This is a genomic window from Acinetobacter sp. UBA3132 (genome assembly GCF_002364825.1).
GTDB lineage: Bacteria > Pseudomonadota > Gammaproteobacteria > Pseudomonadales > Moraxellaceae > Acinetobacter > Acinetobacter schindleri.
In genome coordinates this window covers 1,885-5,373 of sequence record NZ_DEZM01000221.1, presented here as the reverse complement: position 1 = coordinate 5,373, position 3,489 = coordinate 1,885, and the positions used below count along the sequence as shown (strand labels likewise).

Here is a 3,489-nt window from a genome sequence, read left to right as displayed (position 1 = left end):
GCAAAATTCTAATTTTTTAAAATATAAATATTTTATTTATAATTCGTAAAATTATTAACTATAAAACTTAGATTTAATATTTTTTCAAGACATCAAAACCTATATAAAGATTCTAAATACTTTATACAGGGAAGATCAAAAATTGGTTATACACTCAATTAAAATATAAGTCATTTTTGAGAAGATTAAACAATTGGGTTAAGTATGGGGCGAAGACCCAATTACCGATCATTCTAGTCTAAATATAGTTAAGTCAATTAGTATATCTTTCCATCATATTATAATTTTGTATATAAGCATAATCGTCAATCCCATGCGCTACGACATAGTTTCCGCAATCTGTAACCATCTGAAGATTGATCAATACATTCACTTATGCAAAAAGACCAAAAATAAAAACCAAAGGAATCGCCGCTGATAAAAGTTTTTCATGATATTCCCCTAAAAATGAAGGGAAATTTTATTTTTAATTATTAATATATGATTAAAACGAGGAACAAAAACAAAAAAAGTAACCCTTTTAAGATATTAATTAATGCATTATAAACACTTTAATTAAACATAATAATAAATAAAAATAAGTAAGCAAACATTTTATAATATATTGTTATCTAACAGTTTATTAAAAAACCTCTAAAAAAGAGGTTTTTTAATCTTATTCAAATTATTAATTAAATCACGACCATTTTTACAATAATCGTTTGGGTATCTTCTTTTTCATCGGGTAATTGCAAACGTTTTAACTCCTTGCTTTTCACCTTTAATTTTAAATTCTGGTAGGTAATAATCGTAGGAATCTGATCAAAATACTGTGCATCCGCATCAATTTCTTCCTGAAATAAAGGGGTACCCAACTGATAGTCCAGACTTTTCAGGACTACATATTTAACTGTAGTTTTCATTTTAACAACCTACTTTCATCAAGCACTTTATTTTTATTTTTACCACTGTTTAAGCTGAGATGATACCGTTAAATGCAAATTTTGCTTAACTCTTGGTCAAACACACTCATTCGTTGAATTTTGAACATTTGTATCTCATATTTAGCTTTTAACAGCATGTTTTGTATAAATGTATACAATCGTAAGGGTGATTGAAGAATCCGCATTTCGTCTATACATTGAGTATATCACCCGCAAATAAAAATGATAGCCATGTTAAAAGAATGTTGTGATTTACTCGAACAAAAAAAACTGAAAGTTGCTTTTGTAGAAAGTGCAAGCTCAGGCTATTTAAGCAGCCAGTTCTCGCTTTATAAAGAATGTGGTGCACAAATTTTACTCGGTGGACTGGTTTGTTATGATGCCAATCTGAAAATGTCAATTTTAGGGGTACCTCAGGATTTAATTGATAAATATTCACCTGAATCCCCGGAAGTGACGAATGCGCTTGCGATTACCGGCCAGAAGCTGTTTCAAGAAGCTGATTTGATCGTAGCTTGTACCGGCTTACTCAAACCTGGTGGCAGTGAATGTAAAGAAAAGCCGGTAGGAACGTTTTTTGTTTCGGTTTTCTATAAAGGTCAAACTTATGATTATCGCTATCTGATTGATGGTACACCTGAGGAACGCCTGGATATATTGACGGAACAGATTGCTGATCAAATGATGGATTTAATTGATAGCAAAACTGCTTAATTTCGCGTCTTTATAAAAAATTAGTGGATGAGGATAATGATGAAAGCCAATATTAGTTTGTTTTTACTTGGTATTTGTCTTACTTAGTCCATTGAGCCTTGCGACGGTGGGTGGCCCACAAAACCTTGAAGTTTTGGGTTATGAAGCCAAGGACCAAAAACTATATCTGTTGCGCCATTATCTGGATGGGCGTGGACGTCTGCCTCAACTGTATTATTATAATTTTAAATCCAAGATGCCAAACCAGCTGATTCAGGTCAACTCCCTATATATCAATCCTAAAACCAAGAAAATTGACTATGATCAGAATAGCAAGAAGTTTGATCAGGAAATTGCCAAAATCAAGAAACGTTTGACTCCGGTAGTTCCTCTTCCGAAGCAGAATATTCAGCTCAAGTTACTAAAGACCAGAAAAGGCACTGCACCTGTATGGCATGATCCGAAACAAAGCGTACCTAAATGGACCTATCAATATCGGATTGAATCAGGTCACTATAAGAGTCCAATACAACAGGCTATCAGCTATAAACCCGATTTAAGGTTAAATCAGATCTATAAAATTCCGAAACAGGATAAATTACTGGTCACTGTAAAATATTTAGGCATTCAATTTGAAACCGGGTATCACATTGAAGATCCCGCCCTGCTCAGCCATTAAATGAAGATTAAATAAATATAACCTATAAAAAAATAAGGTCTGACTGGAGACCTTATTTTTTTATGATATCTGCACCTTAAACTGCTACGGCGCCGCGCTCAGCAATTGGAATCACTTTGCGTAGTTCCGGACCCGTATAGTCTGCGCTCGGACGGATAATACGGTTATCTGCGCGCTGTTCCATCACATGCGCTGCCCAACCGGTAACCCGTGACATCACAAAGATCGGTGTAAACAGTTTGGTTGGAATACCCATGAAGTGATAAGCAGATGCATGGAAGAAATCAGCATTACAGAATAATTTTTTCTCACGCCACATGACTTCTTCACAACGGACTGAGACTGGATAAAGTACGGTGTCGCCTACATCTTTCGCCAGCTTCTCTGACCACTGCTTGATAATGCCATTACGCGGATCATTGTCTTTGTAGATTGCATGACCGAAGCCCATAATCTTTTCTTTACGTTCCAGCATACCCAGCATTTCACGCTCAGCTTCTTCTGGCGACCTCCAGTTTTCAATCATATCCATCGCGGCTTCATTGGCACCACCATGCAGGGGACCACGTAGTGAGCCAATCGCACCGGTAATACAAGAATGCAAATCAGACAATGTCGATGCACATACGCGTGCAGTGAAAGTTGAAGCATTGAATTCATGCTCTGCATATAGAATCAGTGATACATTCATCACCTGCTCATGCAGCGCATTTGGCTTTTCACCACGCAGTAAGTGCAGGAATTGAGCACCGATTGAATCATCATCGGTATTTTCATCAATACGGATGCCGTCATGGCTATAGCGATACCAGTAACAGATAATCGCGGGTAGCGTTGCCAGAATACGATCCGCTACATCCTGCTGTTCAGCAAAAGACTTTTCTGTTTCCAGATTGCCCAGCATGGAGACGCCGGTACGCATCACATCCATTGGATGCGAGTCCGCCGGAATGCGTTCCAGCACTTCTTTCAGTGCTTGTGGAAGGCGACGTAATGACTTAAGTTTGGCTTTATACGCTGCAAGCTGTTCAGCAGTTGGCAATTCACCAAAGAAAATCAGATAAGCCACTTCTTCAAACTGGCAGTGTTCTGCCAGATCCTGCACATCGTAACCACGATATGTCAGTCCTGCACCGCTTTTGCCTACTGTTGAAAGTGCCGTTTTCCCTGCAACTTGTCCACGCAAGAAGAGCG

At 37.6% G+C, this 3,489-nt stretch carries 4 protein-coding genes; 2 read left to right on the top strand and 2 right to left on the bottom strand.

All coding sequences use genetic code 11. The features are described from left to right. Positions 1-671: 671 nt before the first annotated feature. Positions 672-902 carry a hypothetical protein gene (locus B4033_RS12085; protein ID WP_273797655.1) on the bottom strand — a complete coding sequence of 77 codons (231 nt, stop codon included), beginning with the start codon at positions 900-902 and terminating at the stop codon, positions 672-674. A 252-nt stretch (positions 903-1,154) separates the two neighbouring features. On the opposite strand from B4033_RS12085, the gene B4033_RS12080 reads away from it, so the two are divergent. Then, entirely contained in the window at positions 1,155-1,637 is a 483-nt protein-coding gene (locus B4033_RS12080; protein WP_286834300.1) for a CinA family protein, read from the top strand. A 67-nt stretch (positions 1,638-1,704) separates the two neighbouring features. After that, positions 1,705-2,295, top strand: coding sequence for an aminotransferase (locus B4033_RS12075; protein WP_286834298.1), 591 nt, complete (start codon positions 1,705-1,707; stop codon positions 2,293-2,295). A 76-nt stretch (positions 2,296-2,371) separates the two neighbouring features. On the opposite strand, the gene prpC is transcribed toward B4033_RS12075, so the two are convergent. Next, positions 2,372-3,481: a bifunctional 2-methylcitrate synthase/citrate synthase gene (prpC, locus tag B4033_RS12070; RefSeq protein ID WP_286834305.1), complete on the bottom strand. Its 1,110-nt coding sequence runs from the start codon at positions 3,479-3,481 to the stop codon at positions 2,372-2,374. Positions 3,482-3,489 lie beyond the last annotated feature (8 nt).

Coding starts and splice junctions, on each gene's coding strand:
- B4033_RS12080 (WP_286834300.1), top strand. CDS start 1,155: ATGTTAAAAGAATGTTGTGATTTACTCGAACAAAAAAAACTGAAAGTT.
- B4033_RS12085 (WP_273797655.1), bottom strand. CDS start 902: ATGAAAACTACAGTTAAATATGTAGTCCTGAAAAGTCTGGACTATCAG.